The following is a 21,671-nucleotide window of genomic DNA, read 5'->3' on the forward strand; positions in this document are numbered from 1 at the left end:
CGTGAAAGACCGGAGGGCTTGCGCCCTACCGCTAACAAACGCTTCACCGCGTTGAACACTAGGGTGCCGGTGGATCGCCGGTCGCCGTCAAGTCCGACATCCAATCGACGGCGGAAAACCGTAAATCATCGCGTTTCTTATCGATCGCCTTGTTCAGTTTGGCGTGAAGCTTCTCGTTGATGTCGTCGATCAAAATCTCATTGACGATCTTTTCAACCATCTCGCCCCAGGTTTCTGCGACCTCACCGCCGACTTTGCTGATCCGGTCGACATGCAAGGCATCCAGGTGCAATGACGCGGACGTCACCGTGGGGTCGATCACGATCGCCGGTGGAAGCACGGAATAATCGGGATAGCTGCTCAGCTGTCCGTGCACGGTCAGGCGGATTTCCATGTGCCCGCTGACTTCGACGCTGTACCACTGGACTCCCAGATTCCAACGCTCGATGCGAGCCGAAAAGTCCAGCGGCGTCGCCAGTTCACATTCAATCGTCCAGCCGGCGCGTTCGGACGCGTCGCCGTTGCAATGCGTGACCTGACGCACCTCGGCAATGACGGGGCGAGGTGCCGACGCGTCGCCGGGGAACTGCACGTGGTAACGCGTTTGCAACCCGTGACGGACATCGCGCCAGCGGCGGTGGGTGGAAAGCTTCAGCCCGTCGCGGCGGAACCGCACCCCGGCCCAAATCTTCTTCGTCTTCTCCCAGTTCTTCTTGCCGTCGTACTGGTGGGGCGACTTGCGGATCGCCAAGTCCACGAGCGACTGAACTGTCGCTCGGGCTTGGTCGGAAGTCATCATCGAGCCGAGTCCGTTCGGCTCGTCGTCCGGCAGCGGAGCTTGCGCCTGAACAGGTCGTGAAGCGACAAGCAGCAGCGCGGCGGTTGCTAGCATGAAGCCGACAGCGCGGCGGCTCGGTCGGCTGAGTTCGTTTAGCGATAGACCACGGCGAAGTAAACGCCATCGCGACCGGTGACCATGGCGGCGCCGGCGGCGGTCATTCTGGGATCGCTGGTATAGCACGCGGAGACTCCACGAGGCGAAAAGGAGCTGGACCAGCCGACACCTTCGTAGCGGCCAGGTGCAAACGATCCCGGCGGATGCGACTTCAGGCCCATGCTGGCCATCTGGCGTGCGCGGCGTTCGGCAACGGATTGCAATGTTGCGTCATATCGCAGGGTCCGCAGTCCTTGTCGAGAGCGCTGGTTGTTGAGCATGCTCAAGACGTTCTGAACGCCTCCGCTGGCTTTCTGGTAAGCGACTTGGGCAACCGATCGGACCGGGGTCGCGCTTGCAGCTTGGGGCGCCGTGGTGGTGGTCGTCGTCGTCGCCGGTTGCGGGGTCGCGTGGATGCGTCCGCATTTCGGGCAAACGTAACTCGACGCGGTGGTCACCACGCCCGTTGACGATGGCACCGTCGATTGGGCGGTCAGCTGATTTCCAGACAGGCCGAACATCAGTGCGGGGCACAGAATCGCTAAGACTGCATGAAGGTGAACACGAGAAATTGCGGTCGAACGCACGTTGGTTTTCTCCTACGAAAAGGACGAGTCGCGGCGGCCGACATCTGGTCGCCACGAGTGAATTGGCCGCAAAGCTTCTCGATCGTTTGAGATTGCGGAAGGGGCAGGCTGGGAAGAATGCAAAACTTTTGCGGCCTGGGTTTGTTTGGCACGCCCGTAATCGAATCGCATCAAGAGTTTGCGGCGACGAGCGGTCCGGCGCAAAAAATTTTGGCAGACTGTCAGGCCAGGAGGAATGCGTTAAATGGGCGGTTTTTTGCAGCCGTTGATGGGCTGCGTCGGCGCGGCGGAGCTGGCGATTTCGGGCGATCCCGTCGGGATACGGGGTCGCGACGTGACCCGGGCTGTTCGCGATTCTCCCCGCTGATTCACCCTCTATCGGCGGCGAATGGTGTAGCACCAGCGATAGGTGCCGCCACCGGAGCAGGTGCCGTCGGGTTGGATTCGCGTGGACGCCGCGTCGGACTCGACCATCGATGCTGTCGCGGGATCGATGACGATCGCGGCCGATTCGTGGTAGGTCGTTCCGAGTTGCTCGGGGGTTTCTTTCGCGCGGCAGGCCCAGTCGAAACGAAATCCTTCGGGCGTCGGTTCGACACTCAAGCTCCAGTGGCTCGTTCCCGCACATCCGACACCGAGGGCCACGTCGCGTCCTTCGATCGATTCGATCGAGAGCTGTTGGATCGGCGGCGATTCCGGCCAAGCCTGTTCACCGGTGCCGTTTCGGCAGGCGATTTGCCGGCCGTCGAAATCGATCGTGTGATCGAAGCGGTCTTGGGTCCAGACAAAGCGGACGGTGCCGAGGCCCTGCGGATGTTGCAGCGAGAGCGGCGTGGTGGAGGTGGACACGATGGGCTCGGCTTGTGCGTTGTCAGCTTTCAATTTTCGGGTTGCGTTTGTCGAGCGGAAAAGGGGGCAGGTACCAAAAACCGAATGGCCCGCAGGGTGCTTCGCATTTTTTGTACCTGACCCCTTTTCCGCGGCTAGGTGTTGGGCTGGGTGCGGCCGGCGAGTTGGTGAAAGGATCGGAGCAGTTGCAGCCCGTTTGCCTGGCTTTTTTCGGGGTGAAACTGCGTTGCGAAGAGGTTCTCGCGTGACACCATCGCACAAAACTCGTGTCCGTACTCACAGGCCAGGGCCATCAACGACGGATCCTCGGGGCGGACGTAGTATGAGTGGACGAAGTAAAAGTGGGTTTCGTCGGCCAGGTCGTCCAGCAACGCCGATTCGGACGTCTTGCGGACGGTGTTCCAGCCCATGTGCGGGACTTTGAAGGTGTCGGGCAGGTCAAAGCGAACGACGTCGCCGGGCAGAATGCCGAGCCCGCGGTGCGTTCCATGCTCGTGACTTTCCTCGAACAGCAACTGCAACCCCAGGCAAATCCCCAGGAAGGGGCGTCCGGTTTGCACAAATTCGCGAATCGGTTGAGCCAGATCGCGTCGGTTGATTTCCGCCATCGCATCCCCGAACGCTCCGACACCGGGCAGGATCAATTGTTCGGCGGTGGCGATTTCGTGCGGGTCGGACGAAAAGACGGCTTGCCCGCCGACCCGCTCGATGGCTTTCTGGACGCTCCGCAGATTCCCCATTTGGTAGTCAACGATCGTGATCATGGCAAAAACGACGGGTTTGGGCAGCGAAAACTTGGGCAGCGAGCACTTGGGCAGCGAGCACGCAGTGAACACGGGAGCGACACACTAATGGGAATTGCGTTCGCTGCAAATCCCCACCGCGTCACGGGAACGGACGGTTGATCGGAAGCGAGGGTCGGTCTCCCAGGCCCCGCCGCAAGGGAGTATGGGGAGGCTCTCGATTGGTGGCGGAGTGGACGTCGGCAAACGTCTCATCTACGATCCCCGCTCTGATCGATCGGGATTTTTTCTGCCGGGACTGATTGACGCCCCATCCGCTTTACGAAACCGTTGTTATCGATGTCTGACTCGCTCCTGCCGCTGCGGCGACTGATGCAAACCTTGACCGAGCGAGCCCAGTCGCGGCCGGAGGGGTCTTACACGACGAAGTTGATGGCGGGCGGGACCGGCAAGATCGGCGACAAAATCTTGGAAGAGGCGCGCGAACTGATCGAGGCGGCCGACGAACCGGGCGAGGCCGGCCGCGAGCACTTCATCTATGAGGCTGGGGATCTGATTTATCACACCCTGGTGATGTTAGCCTATCGCGGTGTCGATCTGGACGAGGTCGCCGCGGAACTGGGGCGTCGTGAAGGGACGTCCGGATTGGTCGAAAAAGCCAATCGAACTCAACCGAAAACGGACGAATAGACGCAAGCGATCCACCATGGGACAACTGAGTAATAATTTGAGAATCGGGCTTCCCAGCAAGGGGCGGCTCAGTGAGTTGTCCGGCGAGCTATTGCTGCAGGCCGGACTGAATTTTCGCCGCCAAAACCGGGGGCTGTTCGCCAAGGTCAAGGGACTGCCGATTGACTTGGTCTTTCTGCGGACCGATGACATCCCGACCCTGGTGGCCGAGGGCGCCATCGACATGGGGTTCACCGGCAGCGATTTGGTGGAAGAAGCCAACGCCAACGTGACCACCCGGATGCGTTTGGGCGTCGGGCGGTGCCGTCTGGCGATTTGCATTCCCGATGACAGCCCGATCCGATCGGCCAACGAGCTGGACGGAAAACGCATCGCGACCAGCTTTCCCCACATCACCAAAGCCTATCTGGGACAACACAACGCGTTGGCGCACATGGTTTCGCTTTCCGGCAGCGTCGAAGTGATGATCCAATTGGGCGTGGCCGACGCGATCGTGGATCTGGTGGAAACCGGCAGCACGTTGGCGGCCAACCGTTTGCGAATCTTGGATGAAATCGGCTCCTATGAAACGATTCTGATTCAAAGCGATGCCTGTCGCGATTCTGAGATGGCCGATCGTGTGGTTCGACGGCTGGAAGGCGTGGTGATCGCGCGAGACTACTCGCTGCTGGAATACAACATACCGACGGCCAAGCTGGGCGAAGCGGAGAAGATCACGCCGGGATTCAATTCGCCGACGATCGGAACGCTCGAAGACGAAGCCTGGCGGAGCGTGCGGGTGATGGTGCGGAGCAGCGAGGTGATCGACGTCATGGAAAAACTCGAACGACTCGGCGCCTCGGCGATTTTTCAAACCACCATCTCCAACTGCCGGCTTTAGCGGCCCTTCGATTGACCCCTTTTCCGCTCAAAGGTGTTAGCGGAACGGCGCGAGCCGTCCGGTCGCGCTTCAAAAATACCGTGAAAAGACCGGCGGGCTCGCGCCCTACCGCTAACAACAAACACCCAGCTTGGCGTCGAAGTAGAGGGCATTGGGCTTACGCCTGCGGGTTCCAACCAACAGACCACGAGGACCGAAAACGATGTCCAGCGACTATCCGATTGAAATTGATGTTCAAACCGTCAACGCACTCCAGGATTCGGATGAATCCTTCTTGTTGCTCGATGTGCGACAAAACGAAGAGTATGCGACCGCAAAGATCGATGGCAGCGTGCTGATTCCGATGGGGGAGTTGGGGCAACGTCTGGATGAATTGGACCCGTACAAGAATCAGCGGATCGTGGTGCATTGCCACCACGGCGGACGCAGCATGCAGGTGACCGAGGCATTGCGGTCACGTGGTTTTGACAAAGCTCAGAACATGGCCGGCGGGATTGATGCCTGGAGTCTGCAAATCGACAGCTCGGTTCCGCGTTATTAAACCGGCGCCGAAAGCCGGCGGAGTAGTGCGGGTCAGGGTACATTAGAGGCATGGGTTGTTGACGCCCTATTGTGAAAGCAGTTCCGTCGCGTTCCCGATTCCCGATTCCGGGTGACGGCGTTCCACTGCTGACGACTCTTCGATGATGATTTCGGCGACTGCTGGAGGCCCGCATGTTCACCCACGGAAACGAATCGCGACACTCAGAAAACGACGCCGAGTCGTCTGATGCCCCGATTGCCGACCAGCGGGGACAGCGTGATGCCCCCCCGGCCGCCCCTCGGCCGCACTCCGATCCCGAGGTCGCTCGGGGGCTGTTGGGGAAGATCGAGACGGTCCGGACGCAATTGCAGAGCGTGATCCGCGGCAAAGCGGACGTCATCGATTCGGTGTTGACCTGCATTTTGGCCGAAGGGTCGGTGCTGGTCGAGGATGTTCCCGGTGTCGGCAAAACCACGCTGGCCAAGTCCATCGCGGCGCTGATCGACTTGGAATTCCAGCGGATCCAGTGCACGCCCGACCTGCTGCCATCGGATATCTTGGGCAGTGCGATTTTTCAGCCCGCCAGCGGCGAGTTTCACTTTCGTCGCGGCCCGATTTTCTGCAACCTGTTGATCGCCGACGAAATCAACCGCGCCTCGCCGCGCACCCAGAGCGCCCTGTTGGAGGCGATGGCCGAGTCCCAGGTGACGATCGATTCGACGCAGTACCGGTTGGAAAAACCGTTTATCGTCATCGCGACTCAAAATCCGGTCGGATTCGAAGGCACCTATCCCCTGCCGGAATCGCAGCTGGATCGGTTCTTGTTCCGATTGTCGATGGATTACCCGGATCAAGAAAGCGAAATTGACTTGTTGCTCGATCAAGCATCGCATGATCCTTCGAGCGAGCTGACGCCGGTGATGCATCGAGACGAGCTGGCGACGCTGCAGCGTTTTGTTCGCGAAGTCACGGTGGATCGAAAGGTGGTTCGCTATCTGGTGGCGCTGGTCAATGCGACCCGCCAGGACACGCGGTTGCGGGTCGGTTGCAGTCCTCGGGGATCAAAGATGTTATTGCGTGCGGCGCAGGCCCGGGCGGTGCTGGACCAACGCGATTACGTGTTGCCCGACGACATTCAAGAAGTCGCCGTCGCCGTGCTCGCCCACCGAGTCTCGATGCGCTCGGTGTCCACGTCCTGGAATGATGCGGCGTCGGTGATCGACGAGCTGATGCGGCAAACGGAGGTGGTGGTGTGAGTGCGGACGTGTCGGTCAATCCGTCTGCCGCCCCAGGTGAGGCGATTGGCGGCCAGGGGCGATCAGCTGGACGAGCGATGCGGCCGGAGGATGACCGCGATCGGGGCGACCGATTGACCGTCGCGGCGGGCAGAAATTGGAGCCGCGGGGCGCGACGCGTGTTGCACGGTTTGGCACGCACGTTGACCGCGCCGATTCGGGCCTACCTGTCGCTCCGCCGCAGCATGACCGTCGCTTCGGTGTCGGTGTTGTTGGCGTTGTTCATGACGCTCAATGTGATCTGGGGGTTTCCTTGGAACGGCATGATGGGGGCTGCGGTCGGGTTGCTGGTGGTCGGCTTCGCGATCAATCGAATCATGTGTCCGCGATTGAAGATGAGCGTCTCGCTCCCGCGATCGGCCGTCGCCGGGCAACCTTTCTCGGTCAACGTTCGGCTGACCAATGCCAGGATGTTGCCGGCATTAAATCTTCGCGTGGGCTGGCACCGCGAAGGTGTCCGCGACATCGTCCCTCGTCGCAGTGTGACGGCATGGGACGCCTCACCGCCGGTCTCGCTGGATCTGTTGCGGAGTGGCGACCAGATGCAATGGCACGGGGCGATGCGATTTCACGATCGAGGCGTCCATGTCTTGCCCGACTTTCAAGTTGCCTCCACGTTTCCGTTTTTCTTGTTCCATTGTCGCCGCGGCATGGCAGCCGATACCCAGATCGCGATCACGCCGGCGCCGGCCCGTGATGACGATGATTCGACGACACGCGCACTGCTCGCCGCGATCGGCGACTGGGCACAGCAGCTCGTCGCCGGTGCCCCGGTCGAGTACGTCGGGAACCGAGAGTATGAAGTCGGTATCCCGGTGCGGCGTTGGGATTTCGCTTCCTGGGCGCGGCTGGGGCGTCCGATCGTTCGCGAGTATCAATCTCCATCGATCCAGGCGGTGACTCTGATCGTGGACACGTCGCAGCGCCCGATCGACGATCGTTCCGCATCACGCGCCCAACTGAAGCAGCGGAAACTGGAGGCGGAGGCATTGTTTGAACGATTGATGTCTGTGACCGCGACCGCGATCGTCGAGATCACTAGTCGACGGGTGCAGCTCAATCTTTGTTTGACGCATGAGACGGTCGGCGAACTCCCGACGCGTTCGCTCGCCCAGCCAACTGAAGACGTCGAACGGATGCTCGTTCGCCTGGCGGCCGCCACGCCGGTCGATCCACTCGTGGGCGAAGAGCGTCTCCGCGAAGCGATCCAATCGATCCGGTCGCAACCGACGTTGATTTTTTCGATGTTGGATCTCGGCGATCAAGAGCGTGCCGGACTTGCCGGCACCCTGCCCGGTCATGTGACCTACATGAGGATCCGACCTCCAAAACGCAAGGGCCACGACGCACAGTCGGGAGACGCAGATGATCGATAAACCGATCCATCGACGCAGTTCGCTGGTCGCTGCCGATCAATTGAACGATTCGCCCGCAATGTTCTGGCTGTTGCCGGGGTTGCTGTTGGTCCAGGCGATCTTCGTGGGATCGGCGTTCGAAACGATGACGATGACGTTGGGCGCGTTTGCGTTTGCCCTGCTCGTCGTCGGTTTTTTTCTTCAGGGGGTCGGGCAGCGGGCTGCGGATCGGGTAAAGCTTGCGTCATCGAACCGCCCCCCAGGACCGTCTGACTTACTCTCGTCGGCAACGCAGGCCGACGCCCGCCACAAGGATCACGTGGGGGAGACCTCCGGCAGCGATCACCTGATGTTATTGCGGAAATTTGCGATGCTGCCAGTCTTGCTGGTCGTCAGCGGACTGGGGGTGTCGCTGCGGATCGTGCATCACATGTCGGGCAATCTGAATCCGGTCGCGATGGTCGTCGATTCCACCTCGCACCTGGCATTTCTGGTGATTGCGACGCTCTGGGTGTTCTACCCGCGTCGCGGACATCCGGCCATGTTGGGTGGTGGCTTGTTGCTGGTTCTGACGACCGTGACCGGCGGTGGTGTCAGCCAAACGATCACCGGCCAATTGGTCGCCGCGCTGGCGACGGTGATTGCATTTTCATTCGGGGCGGACCACATCCTGCGGCGTTGGCAGAGCGATGGATCCAGGACCCGACGCGAGTCGGCGCGAGAGCGATTGACCAAGACGACACCCCTGCCCCGATCGACGGTCTCGATCTCAAGCAATTCAGATCAAACGACGTCCGGCCGCAGTACCTTGATCTATTCGGTGTTGGCGCTCTCGGTCTTGCTGATGTCCACCAGCGCCGCGGGGCACTTGGCCAACCGCATCGTGCCGGGGCTGCAGCTGGATTTTTTTGATCGCCTCTCCCAATCGCTCGAAGCGGTCACGGCCAACTCCATCATCGGTGGCTCTCGCTATGTCAGGGGCAGCAAGCTGGGGTCGGTCCGAAATCACATGATCGGAGATCCGGGCGAACCCGCCGTCCGCGCGTTTTCGGTCACGGCTCCCGGATACCTGCGTGGCACGGTGTTTGATTTGTATCTCGATGGGCGTTGGTCCTCGGCGTCGTATCGCAACTTCACACGCGGCGTCGAGATCGAGTCGATTCTGCCGCGAACCGCCAAGGTGGATGGGCCCGGGGAGACGACCCTGGTCGTCAGCAATGGTGCCAGCTTGGATCGTTTTCACGTGCCAAAGAACCCGCCAGAAGTGGATTCGGATGGAGACCTTTTGGGCACGATCGAAGTTCACAATGTGCCGCTGAAAGGTCGCCTGATCTTTACAGCACTCTCGACCGATTGGATCGAAGCGGCAACGTCCGGCCCATCGCTTTCGCATCATGACATGGTGATCAATGGAGTGGATTCACGACAGCCCTATGTGTTGGGCATTCGTTCCGATGCGCCGCGTGAAGCACTCGATCCGCTACGCGAAGCGATCCTGCTCGAATTGCCGCGGCGATTGCGGAATGCCATCGCCCCGGTCGCGCGATCGGTTTGTGACGGACGACTGACCGCCCGATCGAAAGCACGTGCCATCGAAGACTATTTCCAAGCCAACTATCGCTACTCCCTCAGCGGCGTGACGACACCGACAAACGTCGATCCGATCGAGCACTTCCTGAGTACCCAGCACCCGGCGCACTGCGAGTTTTTTGCCAGTGCCGCCGCCGTCATGCTTCGCGCCGAAGGCGTCCCGACGCGTTATGTCACCGGGTATGTCGTTACCGAACGGAGCGAAGGAGACGATTATTGGCTGGCCAGGAATCGCGACGCCCACGCTTGGGTGGAAGCGTACGATGAAATCAGTGAGCAATGGTTTCCCGTCGAAGCCACGGTCGGACGGACGTACCGAACGTTGCTGACCGAGCAGGGTTCGGCGGATACCAGTGCCGGCGCCCAAGACGGTTTCTTGGATGGCGAGGAGGACCAGTCGCTGCTGGGGATGATCGTGGGGCGGCTGTTGTCGTTTCGCGCGACCGATTCGTTGACGTTTCTGTTTCGCATCGCCCAGCTGCCACTGTTTTGTATCGTCGTTGGACTGCTTTGGATCCGCCACCGCCAAAAGCAAAGGGCCGGCAGTGATCCGATGGAATTCGAGAGTCGGCAAATGTTGCATCGAGTGGATCGAAAGCTGCGCAAACACGCACTGATTCGTGATCGATCCGAAACCTTGCATCAGTTCGCTGCCAGAGTCGAAGCGGTCGCGGGCGAACGCCTCGAAGCGGCGAGCTTGTTGACCCGTGCCGCACAGTGGTATCGAGACTACGCCGCGGCTCGCTATCGCGGCAAGATGCCAACCCCGATGGATGCGACGGGCGGGTGAACGAGCGATTGGATTACAAGCAGATCGATGCGGAGACGCTGCGGTTCCGCGTCCGTGTCACGCCGGGTGCCAAACAAGCCGGCATCGGCGGCACCCACGACGGGGCGCTCAAGGTTGCTGTGCATACGGCGCCCGAGAATGGGAAAGCCAATCAGGCCGTCATCAAAGCGATCGCCAAGCAACTCGGGATCAGTAAAAGCCGGGTCGTGATCTTGGCCGGACAGACCGCTCGAGTGAAATCGATCGAGGTCGGCGGATTGGCCGCAGCCGAGACGATCGAGCGACTGACGGCATTGGCGTCCTCGCCTCGTCAATGACTCTCCCTGCCAGACATCGGTATCGACACACCTGAATCAGCCTCCCTGAAGGGAGGGCCATTTGAGATGTACTGATCCGCACAATCGGCACGATCGGCTAGATTCGCGAACCGTTAGAGTTTCTCTTGCCCTATTCTGCTCCCTAAACGGACTCCTTTGCCTAATCAGCGTGCTAGGTTTTTTTGGCCCAGCGTTCAGCAAACTTCCAGCGAGAACCATCGCCAACGCTAACCGTCCCTGTCCGCGATCGAGGTCGCTGACGGTGCCGGTCGCAACGCAACGCACGGGGCCGGATGGTTCGACTGTTTCCCAAGGAATCCAACGCATGCCTTCTTCGAAAGCCGACACGTCAGATCGCACTGAAAGCCGCAACGCATCTTCGAAAAGCAAACCCAACGAGACCGCAGGTGCGGAGACGAGTGCGGCGGCCGAGCAGATCGTCACGCTTGATCGCCGACGCCCCACCGCGGAACGTCGCGGCGGTGATCCGGACGCCCTGGACGTCGGTGTGATGAAAAACCCGCGACGAAAAAAACAGCGTCGCCGGCACATCGATCCGACCACCTGCGAACGCGACTATTCCGATCCGGAGATCGAGTTCATGCGTGCGATGGATGATTACAAGCGAAAGAGCGGACGCATGTTCCCGACGTGCAGCGAAGTCCTGGAAGTGGTGCGCGACCTCGGCTACTTTCGATTGACCGATCAGCAAATCGACCTGCTCGGCTTGGCAGAGGGCGACGACGAGGTAGTCGACGCTGTCGAGGCGGATGAGTTTGAGGAAGAAGACGCGGACCTCTAAGCGATTGGACCGCAGCATCGAAGCATTCAACTTGGGCATCTGGCGAAGGGGCATCGCCAGCTGCCCTTTTTTATTTTCCCCGAGCTTTCATGCCCGCCTTGAGCGTCTCGATGATCTCATCGACGTCATAGATGCAACCGCCCCAGGCTCCCCCGCCGACCTGTTGCAGTGCCGCCCACAGACGAGTGTCTTCGGGCATCGCCGACTCGACCGCCAAATCAGGGTGCGGGGTGCGTTCTGCCAGTAAGGTCGCCGCCGGCGTACCATCGGCTGCTTCGATCAACTCGACGCGACCATCCAAGCTGTTGCGGTCGATTTCGATTTCGATCACATCACCGTCGCGTACTTTGGCGATCGGGCCGCCGGCCAACGCTTCCGGCCCGACATGACCGACACACGCTCCCGTGCTGACACCGGAGAATCGCGCGTCGGTGACCAACGCGACCTCTTTGCCGAACGACAGGTACTTGAGCGCCGAGGTGATTTGATAGGTTTCTTCCATGCCGCATCCCAGCGGTCCGCGACCGATCAACACGATGATGTCTCCGGCGACGATCGGTTTACCTTGCTGGCCTTTGACCGCCGCGATCGCATCACGCTCGCTGGTGAAGACACGCGCCGGACCGCGTTTCCGATAGACGTCGTCGTCATCGATCACGCCGGGATCGATGGACGTCGCTTTGATGACCGATCCTTCGGGACAGAGATTGCCGACCGGAAAACTGACCGTCGGGGTCAGCCCCTTGGCAGCCGCCTTGGCCGGTGGAACGATCACGTCGTCGGGATCCACGGCGTCGGACTCGGCCAGTCGTGCGCGACAAAACGCTCGGCGATCGCTGGATCGCCATTGATCCAAGATTTCGTCCCAAGTCATTCCGGTGACGGTCCGCGCGTCGGATTTTAATAACCCCAGTTCGCGGAGGTGCCAGGCCACTTCCGGCACACCGCCGGCCAGGAAAAAACGAATCGTCGGATGGCCAACCGGGCCGTTGGGTAAGCAATCGACGAAGCGTGGGACCGATCGGTTGATGCGGCGAAACATCTCCGCATCTGGGCGTTTCAATCCCGCGGCGGCGGCGATGGCGGGGATGTGCAGCAACAGGTTCGTGCTGCCACCGACCGCGGCGTGAATCAACATCGCGTTGTACAGCGCGTCCTCGGTCAGGATCTCGTCCAACGTGGCGCCGGCGGCAACCTGTTCCATCGCAACGTCGGCCGAGTCGCGCGCCATCTGGGTCCAGATCGGGCCGCCGCTGGGGCCGAGTGCCGCGTGCGGAACGGTCATCCCCAATGCTTCGGCGACCACCTGACTGGTCGCGGCGGTGCCGAGAAACTGGCAGCCGCCACCGGGAGTGCCGCAGGCGCGGCAGCCTTCCAGCGATGCTTGTTCGAGCGTCATTTCACCTTTGGCGTAACGGGCGCCGATCGATTGGACTTTCCCCGCGTCTTCGCCGACGGTCGCCGGCAAGGTGACGCCGCCGGGAACCAGCACGCTGGGCAAGTCCTTCGCCCCGGCCAAGGCCATCATCATCGCGGGCAGACCCTTGTCGCACGTCGCGATGCCGATCACAGCCTTGCGTCGCGGCAGTGATCGGATCAGTCGCCGAAAAACGATCGCCGCGTCGTTGCGGTACGGCAACGAATCAAACATCCCATGGGTGCCTTGGCTGCGGCCGTCGCAGGGATCGCTGCAGTAAGCCGAAAACGGCACCGCACCTCGCTCGGTCAACTGCTCGGCCGCGGCCCGCACCAGCAAGCCGATTTCCCAGTGCCCGGTGTGGTAGCCGAGAGCCAGCGGTGTTCCGTCGTTCTCTCGCAGACCGCCCTGCGTGCTGAGGATCAAGTATTGGTCGCCCAGCACCCGACGAGGGTCAAATCCCATGCCCACACTTTGCGTCAACCCGAACAGATCACCGGATGACCACGTCCGCAAGATTTCGTCGGTCAGCGGCAGCGTTCCGGCCGGCCCATCGGCGTGGGTGACAAGTGAATCGGGATCCGAAGGAGTGTCGAAGAAAGCTGGCACAGAAACTTTGACGGGAAAGGGGGGGAGGAAGAACGAGGGCCGAAGGCAGGCACTATACCAAACCAAGCCCCGTCGGGATTGGACGCGAGGCGTTCGCCGACTCTGAGATCGCTGGCATGACCCCGGCGGGGTCAAAGCCAGTAGCCGGAGGTGAGCGCAGCGACACCTCCGGATATCTCCCCCTAAAGCTTCACCGTCACGGTTTTGCTTTCGGTATAGGGCTTGAGTCCTTCTTCGCCGAGTTCGCGGCCGTAGCCGCTCATCTTGAACCCGCCGAAGGGGGCGGCGGCGTCGAATACGTCGTAGCAATTGACCCAGATCGTGCCGGCACGCACGCGGGCGGCAAAGTCGTGGGCATTGGAGATGTCGCGGGTCCAGACCGCAGCGGCCAAACCGTAGAACGTATTGTTCGCGCGGCGGATCATGTCTTCTTTGTCGTCAAACGTCAGCACGCTCATCACCGGTCCGAAGATTTCATCGGTCGCGATCGACATGTCATCTTGCACGTTGTCAAAGATCGTCGGCGCGATGAAGTAGCCGGTGTCGCCCACACGATCACCACCGGTGACACACTCGGCGCCTTCGCTCTTTCCTTTGTCGATGTAGGACATGATCTTGTCGAATTGTGCCTTGTCGACTTGCGGTCCCTGCTGCGTGTCCTCGGCGAACGGGTCGCCGACTTTTCGTTTCATCGTCAGCGCGGTCAGTTTTTCGACGAACTCATCGTGACAACTTTTTTCCACGAACACGCGGCTACCGGCGCAGCAGCATTGGCCTTGATTGAGGAATAGGCCGATGTAGGCACCTTCGACGGCGGCGTCCATGTCGGCATCGGCGAAGACGACGTTGGGGCTTTTGCCGCCGAGTTCAAACGTCAATCGTTTGAGTGTCTCGGCGGAATCACGGGTGATGATTTGTGCCGTGCGATGTTCGCCGGTGAAGGCGATCTTGTCGATCAACGGATGTTTGACACAGGCCGCGCCCGCGGTCGGTCCGAAACCGGGCACGATGTTGATCACGCCATCGGGAAAACCGACTTCTTTGGCCAGTTGCGCCATCCGCAAGCACGTCAGCGGTGTCTGTTCGGCCGGCTTCATCACCACCGTGCAGCCGGCGGCCAGCGCGGGTCCCCATTTCCAGGCCAGCATCAAGAGCGGAAAATTCCACGGAATGATTTGTCCGGCAACGCCGATCGGCTCGCGCCGCGTGTAGCACAAATAGTTCCCGCGAATCGGAATGGTGCTGCCGTGCAGTTTGTCTGCGTAGCCGGCGTAGTAGCGGATCGCGTCGATCGCCAGCGGCAAATCGGCGGCCAGGCTGTCGTTGAGCGGTTTGCCGTTGTCGAGTGTTTCCAACGCGGCCAAGGCATGGATTTCCTGTTCCATCCGATCGGCCAACTTGTACAGCAAACGCCCGCGATCGCGAGCGTCCATTTTGGGCCAATCGCCGGAATCGAAGGCGCGTCGGGCGGCCTTGGCGGCGGCGTCCACATCGGCCGCGTCGCCTTCAGCGATCTGAGCGATTTCCTGTTCCGTTGCGGGGTTCAAGGTGGCGAACGTTTTCCCGCTGACCGCAGGGACCCATTTGCCATCAATAAAGCACTCGGTGTGTTTCACGTCGACTTGATTGGCCGATTTCGGTGCTGGAGAGAGTGTGGTGCTCATGGTGACCTCATGCGGAAGGGGGAATCGGTATCGGGACGGGAGGCAGTGTGTTTTACCGAATCGAATCGAGCGAAAGGGCGCTGAACTGCTCTTGACCTGATTTCTCCACCCATTTTAGGGTGATGATTGCCAGAGGGTAAACCGATAGCCGATGAAGGAATGTCGGCATGCGCCAACCAATACGCCCGAGAAAAGGCTGCAAGGATGCAGAAACGAACGAAGCTCAAGCAACAGTTGTTGATCGCCGGTTGTGCCGGCATGATTGTCACGGTCAGCGGGTGCCGCAGCGCCATGCCCAAATGGAACATGTTCAGCTGGCGCAGTGCACCGTCGGCCGAAACACTCGCCGGTGCCGGTCCAACGATCACGTACCCCACGCCCCCCGGTGAATCTGCAACGCCCGAAGCGATCGCATCGGTCGCCGGCGGAACCGGCGGACCGGCAACACGGAACATCGTCACCGCCTCCGCCCAATCACCGAATTCGCCGGTGACCGGTTTCGACGCCGTTGCCGCGGCCAACCGCACCGCATCGGCGACCAACCGGGCCGCCGCCCAAGCAAATGGCTTCAATGTTGCATCCAGCCCATCAACCGGTGGAGTGTCCGCGGCCAGGTTGCCCGGCTATCCGAATCCCGACGCCGCTGCCCCAGGCAACCATTCCTCCGTTCCGGCAATCCCCGCCGGATACCAATTCGGCACCAATGCGAAGTCGGCTGCGCGGCCCGAGGCTGCAGCCAGCAGCCGTTACGCGATGCCGTCGTCCTACCCGGCACCCGGTGTCCCTGAGTCTGGATCGGGCTCCGCATCCGGCGGCTACACCCTGCCTGGCAGCTCCGGTCCCGGTGCAAGTTCCTCGCCCTCTTCTGGCGCGGGCGGTTTCGGTTTTCCTTCGGCCGGCACCTCGAACTCGACGACGTCGCCCGGTGGGTTTGCGCTGCCCGATTCGATGATCAACACGGTCAAGGCCGCCGCATCGGGTGCCTCCACGACGGGGCCGACCCAGTCACAACCGTTCACGCCCAAGCCATCGGCGACGAGCGGGCCGGCGACGCAATCGATCGCCGGACCGACGGCCAGCTCCGGGTTCAGTCTGCCCGGTGACGCCACGCCCTCGGCACCCGCCAATGGTCCTGCGACAGCGAAGAGCAGCGCGTCGGCACCCTCGTTTTCCACTGCCAGCGCGTCGCTGGCGCCGTCTGCCAATGGATCGTTCCGAACGAATTCCAGCAGCGGATATGCCCCCGGCAGCACTGCCGGATCCGGCACTTACCCGACCACCAGCGGTTATCCGAGCACGGGGACCGATGGAAGCTTTTACCGGTAATCAGACCGATGAACTTGATGATCTGCATCGCGACGTGGTCCGCCGTGTCGCTCTCGGCGGCCACGTTCTCGGCGAGTGGGATTTTGCCGGGCGGCCGCGATTCCAACACGACCGTGGCGGAAGTAGATCTAGTCGAGTTGAACCACTTTCTGGACGACCATGGCCGCGAAGTGTTTCGCCAAGTCGTCTTTTTTGACTGGTCCCGAAAGAACCGCCAGTTCGAAGTCCGAGCCTGGCGGTTAGTCAAGCATCCCTCACAACTGCCGCGCCAGGTCGACCAGTCATCGACATATCTGGTTCGTTGGCAAGACAAATCGATCACACGTCAGGTGCGCGCCAAGACAATGCGCGAGACCTGGAGTCAAGAAGACCCCGAGCGAGTCAATCGCGTGATTCTGCCAGAGAATCAGCGCCGCCCCCTGTGGCCGACGAACTAATCGTTCCGGTTCCGGACAGGCTCTGTCGGCTTGTGCGCGGGGATTGAAGGGAGCCACGAAAGAGCGCAAAGAACGCAAAAGGTTGCGCGTGAGCACTGGACCGAATTGGCGCCTGGGAGAAGGATGACGATACGCTCTACGAACTCGAGGGGCCATCTTCTTTTGCGTCCTTTGTGCTCTTTCGCGGCTAACCGTTCCGGTTTGCTTCGTTCAACAATCCGATTGAACATACTTCTTGACTTCAAATTTCTTCGCACCGAAATTGATGAGCAGGCCGTGTTCGATTCGTGTGGCTCGCAGGTAACCGAGTATCTGCGCGATGTGTTCGTCGGTGGTTGTCTTGCATGCTTTGAGCTCCACGATGAGAACGCCCTCGATGAGTAGATCAGCAAAGTAGTCACCCAGCGGCGTACCGTCTTCATCGAAAACTGTGATTGGTACCTGCTGCTGAACCGCGAAACCTTGCTTGCGAAGTCGATGCGCTAAGCCATTTTCATAGATCTTTTCGAGGTGCCCGCTACCATGATATTTCCGAAGTTCAAATCCAGTTTGCCGGACGACGTCACAAAGGCGCATGATTTCATCGGTGGTCTCAAATACCATGATTTCTCTACGGAATAGAAGGATCGAATCTCCTCGACGCTGAAACGGTAGTATGGGGTAACGCCACGAAGGAACGCAAAAGGTTGAGCGTGCAACTGGAACGAATTGGCGCCTGGAGAAATGGCGACGACACGCTCTACGAACGGTCGGCGCCTTCTTCTTTTGTGCTCTTTGCGCTCTTTCGCGGCCTCAACGGTTCCGGAGAGTTGTTCCGGCTCGTGCGCGAGGATTTAGGGGAGCCACAAAAGAGCGCAAAGAACGCAAAAGGGTGCGCGTGAAAACTGGCTCGAATTGGCGCTGGAAAGAAGGGCGACGACACGCTCTACGAACGGTCGGCGCCTTCTTCTTTTGTGCTCTTTGTGCTCTTTCGCGGCTAAACCTTTGGGATCACCATGGCTGCCACACTGCGGCACCCCGGCTTGAGTCACGCGCACCTTCACTGGTCATGCGACCAGTGGCGATTGGAGAGATGTGGCGGGCGACAGGAGAACGCAAGCTGGAAGCTTACGCGATGTTCAGCCTTCGACGTCGATGCCCATGCTGCGGGCCGTGCCCTCGATCATTCGGACCGCTTGGTCCATGCTGCGGGCGTTCAGATCGGCCATCTTCTTGGTGGCGATGTCTTCGCACTGGGCGCGGGTGACCTTGGCGACCTTGTTGACGTTCGGCACACCGCTTCCCTTGGCGATTCCCGCGGCCTGCTTCAGCAGCGAAGCTGCCGGCGGGCTTTTGGTGATGAAGTCAAAGCTGCGGTCGTTGTAGACCGTGACGATGACCGGGATCGGGGTTCCGTTGTATTCCTTGGTGCGGTCGTTGAACGCTTGGACGAACTGTCCCAGGTTCACGCCGAACTTACCCAAGGACGTACCGACGGGAGGGGCCGGAGTGGCTTGACCGCCGGGAACTTGAAACTTCGCCTGTCCTGTTACTTGCTTTGCCATGATCGGATGATTGGTATGATTTTGAGTTGATGGAGTGGTTCGGCGTTAGGTTAACTACACCGGTTCGACTTGCCAGTGATCCAATTCCATAGGAACGCTGCGGCCGAAAATATTGATGATCACAGTGATGCGGCCGTTGGCTTCATCGACGGCGTCGACATCACCTTCTTGGTTTTCAAAATTCCCTTCCTTGACCCGCACACGATCACCGACTTTGAACGGGATCGCAGTCTTGATCGGGGCTTCTTCTTCGTCCTCGGCGATGGGCCGATTGATGAATCGATCCACATCCGCCGGGTCCATCGGCATCGGCTTGCCCGCCGACCCGGTAAAGTCGCTGATCCCGCCGGTTTCGCGGACCAGGAACCAGGTGTCGTCGTTGATCGCCATCCGGGCCATGATGTAGCCGGGCAAAAGCTTCCGTTTGGTGATCCGCTTTTTTCCGTCACGGGTGAACGTGGCAATGTCTTCGCTGGGGACCACCACTTCGCCGAAGTATTCTTCCATCCCCTCCATCGCGATTTTTTTTCGCAGCGCATCGGCGATGGAATCTTCGCGGTTGAACGCGACCTTCAGGATGTACCAATCCATTTCGATGTCGCCGCTGGGGGCGTCGTCATCATCGTCGTCGCTGTCCAGAAAGACTTCGCCGGTCGACTCAGTGGTCGCTTCGGCGGTTTCGGTTCCCTGAGCTGTGTTTTCTGTGCCCGTGTTTTCTGGGCCCGTGTTTTCTGGGCCCGTGTTTTCTGGGCCCGTGTTTTCTGGGCCCGTGTTTTCCTCGGAACCAGCGTCCGCGGAATCGTTTTCCTCAAGCACTTCACTGGACTCGTCAATCACTTCAGAGTCATCGGTGTTGGGAGATTTGGATTCGTCGGTCATTGGAACACTGGAAACGGCTGGGAGCGTAAAACGTGAAGAGCGGCGGGCGAGAGGTGTGGCGACCGACCAGATTGCAAATCTACCAGCAAATCGCCTCAGAGCAATCGGCTATGCGGTCGCCCACAGGGCATCGAAGAAAGCTTGCCAGAAGACGTCGAACAGGAACAGGGAAACCGCTAGGATCGCGATCGTCACGATCACGACGACCGAAGCCCGTTTGACCTCGTCGCGGCTGGGCCAGGTCACCTTCTTCATTTCCGCTTCGACGGCGATCAGAAAATCGGCGAAGCGTGGCCAGTTGATCAGCCGAAAACCGATCCACAGCCCGGCCAGCAAGATGCCCGCGGGAATGCCCACCGCGATCGCCTTGTTGGAGGTCGATCCGTCCAGTGTGGCGTAAAGCCGCCATGCGCCAAGGGCAACGATCAGCCAGATTGCCAGAACGGTCAACTGGCGGACGATGCGGCCCTGGTTCGGTTTGTATACGGCAGTGTGGAACAGTTCGCTTGATAGCGAACCTCCACTCGGGGCGGTACTCGCTTTGCTCCCGGCGATGTCTCGAGACACTCGATTGTCCTTACGTTCGGATCGGCCGGCTCATTCGGGCCGGCTTTTGTCAGCCAGTGTGGACGGAGGACCCGTTGCCTCCGCGAAAAGGCTCATCGTACATCCGCTCCCGGTCTTGGCACCAGAGCAGCGTGAAAAGCCGAAAATCAAAGCAGGAGTGGAGGGACTTGAACCCGCAACCGCTGGTTTTGGAAACCAGTGCTCTGCCAATTGAGCTACACTCCTTCGCTGCGGCCGGACCGAAATCCGGCTTCGCGTAGTTTAAAGCAGAGAACCAACGACCCACAGACGGTTCGTTGGTTCTCGCGTTATTTTCCATCGAGTTTGGCGTCCCGCAAGGGTGCCAAACGGTCTCGATTCGGAGACTACTCGACGATTTTGGTCACAACGCCCGAACCGACCGTTCGGCCACCTTCGCGAATAGCGAAGCGGACGCCATCGTCCATGGCGATCGGTTTGTGCAGTTCGACGGTGACTTTGACGTTGTCGCCGGGCATGCACATTTCTGCACCTTCCAGGTTGGCGGTGCCGGTCACGTCGGTGGTTCGGAAGTAGAACTGGGGACGGTAGCCGCTGAAGAACGGGGTGTGTCGACCGCCTTCGTCTTTGCTCAAGCAGTAAACTTCGGCTTCGAACTTGGTGTGCGGGGTGATCGAGCCCGGCTTGGCCAAAACTTGGCCACGCTGGATTTCTTCACGCTTGATCCCGCGGAGCAGGCAGCCGACGTTGTCTCCGGCACGTCCTTCGGTCATTTCCTTGCGGAACATTTCGACGCCGGTGCAGGTCGTTTTGGCCGAGTTCGGGCCGAGACCGACGATTTCGACTTCTTCGCCGACCTTGATCACGCCACGCTCGATCCGACCGGTCGCGACCGTTCCACGACCTTCGATCGAGAACACGTCTTCGATGGCCATCAAGAACGGCTTGTCGTCTTCGCGGACGGGCTCGGGGATGTATTCATCCAGCGCTTCCATCAACTCGGTGATGCACTTGCTGGCTTCCGGATCGGTCGGGTTGTTGTACGCCGGCAGCGAAGACCCGCGGATCACGGGAACGTCGTCACCCGGGAAGTCGTACTTGCTGAGCAGCTCACGGGCTTCCAGTTCGACCAGTTCCAACAACTCTTCGTCGTCGACCAGGTCGCACTTGTTGAGGAAGATGACGATGTAAGGAACGCCGACCTGGCGGGCCAGGAGCACGTGTTCCTTGGTTTGCGGCATCGGGCCGTCGGCGGCCGAGACCACCAGGATCGCACCGTCCATCTGGGCGGCACCGGTGATCATGTTTTTGACAAAGTCAGCGTGGCCCGGGCAGTCGATGTGGGCGTAGTGACGGTTGTCCGATTCGTACTCGACGTGGGCGACCGCGATGGTCACCGTCTTGGTCGCGTCACGGACGGTACCGCCCTTGGCGATATCCGAATACCCCTTTGCCTGTGCCAAGCCCTTTGCGGCTTGGACTGCCAGGATTGCACCCGTCGTCGTTGTTTTACCGTGGTCAATGTGCCCAATCGTGCCGACGTTCACGTGGGGCTTGGTCCGTTCAAATGTTGCCTTGGCCATTTCTAACTCACCTGCGTCAGATCGTTCTTGCTACTTGTCGGGGGATACGCCCCTGACGAGCCCTCTCGAGTGGTGACCGTGTTCACACCCACGGTGGTTCACCGACCCAGTGGTCGCGACGATCCGACTTTGTTCTTCTAAACAGACAGAAAATCGTATCCAAGAACGCCCACCAAGGACGTCCCGGTTGTTGCTTCAGTACTCCCACCAGAGAAGGCAAAAATCAGTGCCGCTGGCGAGGGTGCGTAGTTGTTGCGAAAAGTCGCGTCGCTTGCAATTGCTGATTGCAAAAAATCAGCAAGATCCGCACC

General features: G+C 60.2%; 22 protein-coding genes and 1 tRNA gene. 11 read left to right on the top strand and 12 right to left on the bottom strand.

Features of this window, described 5'->3' with window-relative positions; translation table 11 throughout:
• Positions 1–58: 58 nt before the first annotated feature.
• The 4 genes from NZK35_RS01280 to hisH form a co-directional block, all read right to left on the bottom strand.
• Complete coding sequence (locus tag NZK35_RS01280) at positions 59–799, bottom strand: hypothetical protein (protein ID WP_259630790.1); 741 nt, start codon at positions 797–799, stop codon at positions 59–61.
• 131 nt (positions 800–930) lie between these two features.
• A complete protein-coding gene (locus NZK35_RS34540) occupies positions 931–1,521 on the bottom strand; it encodes a CAP domain-containing protein (RefSeq protein ID WP_259630791.1) in 591 nt (196 codons plus the stop codon).
• A gap of 375 nt (positions 1,522–1,896) precedes the next feature.
• Complete coding sequence (locus tag NZK35_RS01290; RefSeq protein WP_259630792.1) at positions 1,897–2,370, bottom strand: hypothetical protein; 474 nt, start codon at positions 2,368–2,370, stop codon at positions 1,897–1,899.
• 134 nt (positions 2,371–2,504) lie between these two features.
• Positions 2,505–3,134: an imidazole glycerol phosphate synthase subunit HisH gene (gene hisH, locus NZK35_RS01295; RefSeq protein WP_259630793.1), complete on the bottom strand. Its 630-nt coding sequence runs from the start codon at positions 3,132–3,134 to the stop codon at positions 2,505–2,507.
• Between the two features lie 318 nt (positions 3,135–3,452).
• Between hisH and hisE the strand changes: the two genes are divergently transcribed.
• The 8 genes from hisE (at position 3,453) to NZK35_RS01335 (ending at position 11,355) form a co-directional block, all read left to right on the top strand.
• On the top strand, positions 3,453–3,803 hold the full coding sequence (gene hisE / locus NZK35_RS01300; protein ID WP_259630794.1) for a phosphoribosyl-ATP diphosphatase: 351 nt from the start codon (positions 3,453–3,455) through the stop codon (positions 3,801–3,803).
• Between the two features lie 16 nt (positions 3,804–3,819).
• Complete coding sequence (hisG, locus tag NZK35_RS01305; protein WP_259630795.1) at positions 3,820–4,683, top strand: ATP phosphoribosyltransferase; 864 nt, start codon at positions 3,820–3,822, stop codon at positions 4,681–4,683.
• A 202-nt stretch (positions 4,684–4,885) separates the two neighbouring features.
• Positions 4,886–5,224 carry a rhodanese-like domain-containing protein gene (locus NZK35_RS01310; RefSeq protein ID WP_259630796.1) on the top strand — a complete coding sequence of 113 codons (339 nt, stop codon included), beginning with the start codon at positions 4,886–4,888 and terminating at the stop codon, positions 5,222–5,224.
• Positions 5,225–5,397: 173 nt separating this feature from the next.
• Positions 5,398–6,462, top strand: coding sequence for an AAA family ATPase (locus NZK35_RS01315; protein WP_259630797.1), 1,065 nt, complete (start codon positions 5,398–5,400; stop codon positions 6,460–6,462).
• On the top strand, positions 6,459–7,877 hold the full coding sequence (locus tag NZK35_RS34545; RefSeq protein WP_259630798.1) for a DUF58 domain-containing protein: 1,419 nt from the start codon (positions 6,459–6,461) through the stop codon (positions 7,875–7,877). Before NZK35_RS01315 ends, NZK35_RS34545 begins: the two co-directional genes overlap by 4 nt.
• The gene (locus NZK35_RS01325) at positions 7,867–10,236 is read left to right on the top strand and encodes a DUF4129 domain-containing transglutaminase family protein (RefSeq protein ID WP_259630799.1); all 2,370 of its coding nucleotides are present in this window, start codon (positions 7,867–7,869) and stop codon (positions 10,234–10,236) included. Before NZK35_RS34545 ends, NZK35_RS01325 begins: the two co-directional genes overlap by 11 nt.
• Positions 10,233–10,553, top strand: coding sequence for a DUF167 domain-containing protein (locus tag NZK35_RS01330; protein ID WP_259630800.1), 321 nt, complete (start codon positions 10,233–10,235; stop codon positions 10,551–10,553). The genes NZK35_RS01325 and NZK35_RS01330 overlap by 4 nt, the downstream gene beginning before the upstream one ends.
• Positions 10,554–10,878: 325 nt before the next feature.
• Positions 10,879–11,355, top strand: coding sequence for a hypothetical protein (locus NZK35_RS01335; RefSeq protein WP_261364520.1), 477 nt, complete (start codon positions 10,879–10,881; stop codon positions 11,353–11,355).
• A gap of 70 nt (positions 11,356–11,425) precedes the next feature.
• Here NZK35_RS01335 and NZK35_RS01340 read toward each other — a convergent pair whose 3' ends face one another.
• Both NZK35_RS01340 and NZK35_RS01345 read right to left on the bottom strand, forming a co-directional pair.
• Positions 11,426–13,381: a YjhG/YagF family D-xylonate dehydratase gene (locus NZK35_RS01340; RefSeq protein ID WP_259630801.1), complete on the bottom strand. Its 1,956-nt coding sequence runs from the start codon at positions 13,379–13,381 to the stop codon at positions 11,426–11,428.
• Positions 13,382–13,563: 182 nt separating this feature from the next.
• Positions 13,564–15,045 carry an aldehyde dehydrogenase family protein gene (locus NZK35_RS01345; RefSeq protein ID WP_259630802.1) on the bottom strand — a complete coding sequence of 494 codons (1,482 nt, stop codon included), beginning with the start codon at positions 15,043–15,045 and terminating at the stop codon, positions 13,564–13,566.
• A gap of 204 nt (positions 15,046–15,249) precedes the next feature.
• Here NZK35_RS01345 and NZK35_RS01350 point away from each other — a divergent pair, with 204 nt between their 5' ends.
• Both NZK35_RS01350 and NZK35_RS01355 read left to right on the top strand, forming a co-directional pair.
• Positions 15,250–16,371 (top strand): hypothetical protein, encoded by a 1,122-nt coding sequence (locus NZK35_RS01350; protein ID WP_259630803.1) that lies wholly within the window; start codon positions 15,250–15,252, stop codon positions 16,369–16,371.
• Positions 16,372–16,379: 8 nt separating this feature from the next.
• The gene (locus tag NZK35_RS01355) at positions 16,380–16,808 is read left to right on the top strand and encodes a hypothetical protein (protein WP_259630804.1); all 429 of its coding nucleotides are present in this window, start codon (positions 16,380–16,382) and stop codon (positions 16,806–16,808) included.
• A 210-nt stretch (positions 16,809–17,018) separates the two neighbouring features.
• Here the strand turns inward: NZK35_RS01355 and NZK35_RS01360 are convergent, their stop codons facing one another.
• Positions 17,019–17,411 carry a GxxExxY protein gene (locus NZK35_RS01360; RefSeq protein ID WP_259630805.1) on the bottom strand — a complete coding sequence of 131 codons (393 nt, stop codon included), beginning with the start codon at positions 17,409–17,411 and terminating at the stop codon, positions 17,019–17,021.
• An 83-nt stretch (positions 17,412–17,494) separates the two neighbouring features.
• Between NZK35_RS01360 and NZK35_RS01365 the strand changes: the two genes are divergently transcribed.
• Positions 17,495–17,689, top strand: a complete 195-nt coding sequence (locus NZK35_RS01365) for a hypothetical protein (RefSeq protein ID WP_259630806.1) — start codon at positions 17,495–17,497, stop codon at positions 17,687–17,689.
• A gap of 237 nt (positions 17,690–17,926) precedes the next feature.
• On the opposite strand, the gene rplK is transcribed toward NZK35_RS01365, so the two are convergent.
• The 5 genes from rplK to tuf form a co-directional block, all read right to left on the bottom strand.
• Positions 17,927–18,352, bottom strand: coding sequence for a 50S ribosomal protein L11 (gene rplK, locus NZK35_RS01370; RefSeq protein WP_095740494.1), 426 nt, complete (start codon positions 18,350–18,352; stop codon positions 17,927–17,929).
• 54 nt (positions 18,353–18,406) lie between these two features.
• The gene (gene nusG / locus NZK35_RS01375) at positions 18,407–19,231 is read right to left on the bottom strand and encodes a transcription termination/antitermination protein NusG (RefSeq protein ID WP_259630807.1); all 825 of its coding nucleotides are present in this window, start codon (positions 19,229–19,231) and stop codon (positions 18,407–18,409) included.
• Between the two features lie 108 nt (positions 19,232–19,339).
• Positions 19,340–19,798 (bottom strand): preprotein translocase subunit SecE, encoded by a 459-nt coding sequence (gene secE / locus NZK35_RS01380; protein WP_259630808.1) that lies wholly within the window; start codon positions 19,796–19,798, stop codon positions 19,340–19,342.
• Between the two features lie 152 nt (positions 19,799–19,950).
• Positions 19,951–20,023 (bottom strand) — tRNA-Trp (locus NZK35_RS01385).
• Between the two features lie 140 nt (positions 20,024–20,163).
• On the bottom strand, positions 20,164–21,360 hold the full coding sequence (gene tuf, locus NZK35_RS01390) for an elongation factor Tu (RefSeq protein WP_259630809.1): 1,197 nt from the start codon (positions 21,358–21,360) through the stop codon (positions 20,164–20,166).
• Positions 21,361–21,671: the final 311 nt, after the last annotated feature.

Origin of the sequence: Stieleria sedimenti (genome assembly GCF_025060895.1) — a bacterium.
Lineage (GTDB): Bacteria > Planctomycetota > Planctomycetia > Pirellulales > Pirellulaceae > Stieleria > Stieleria sedimenti.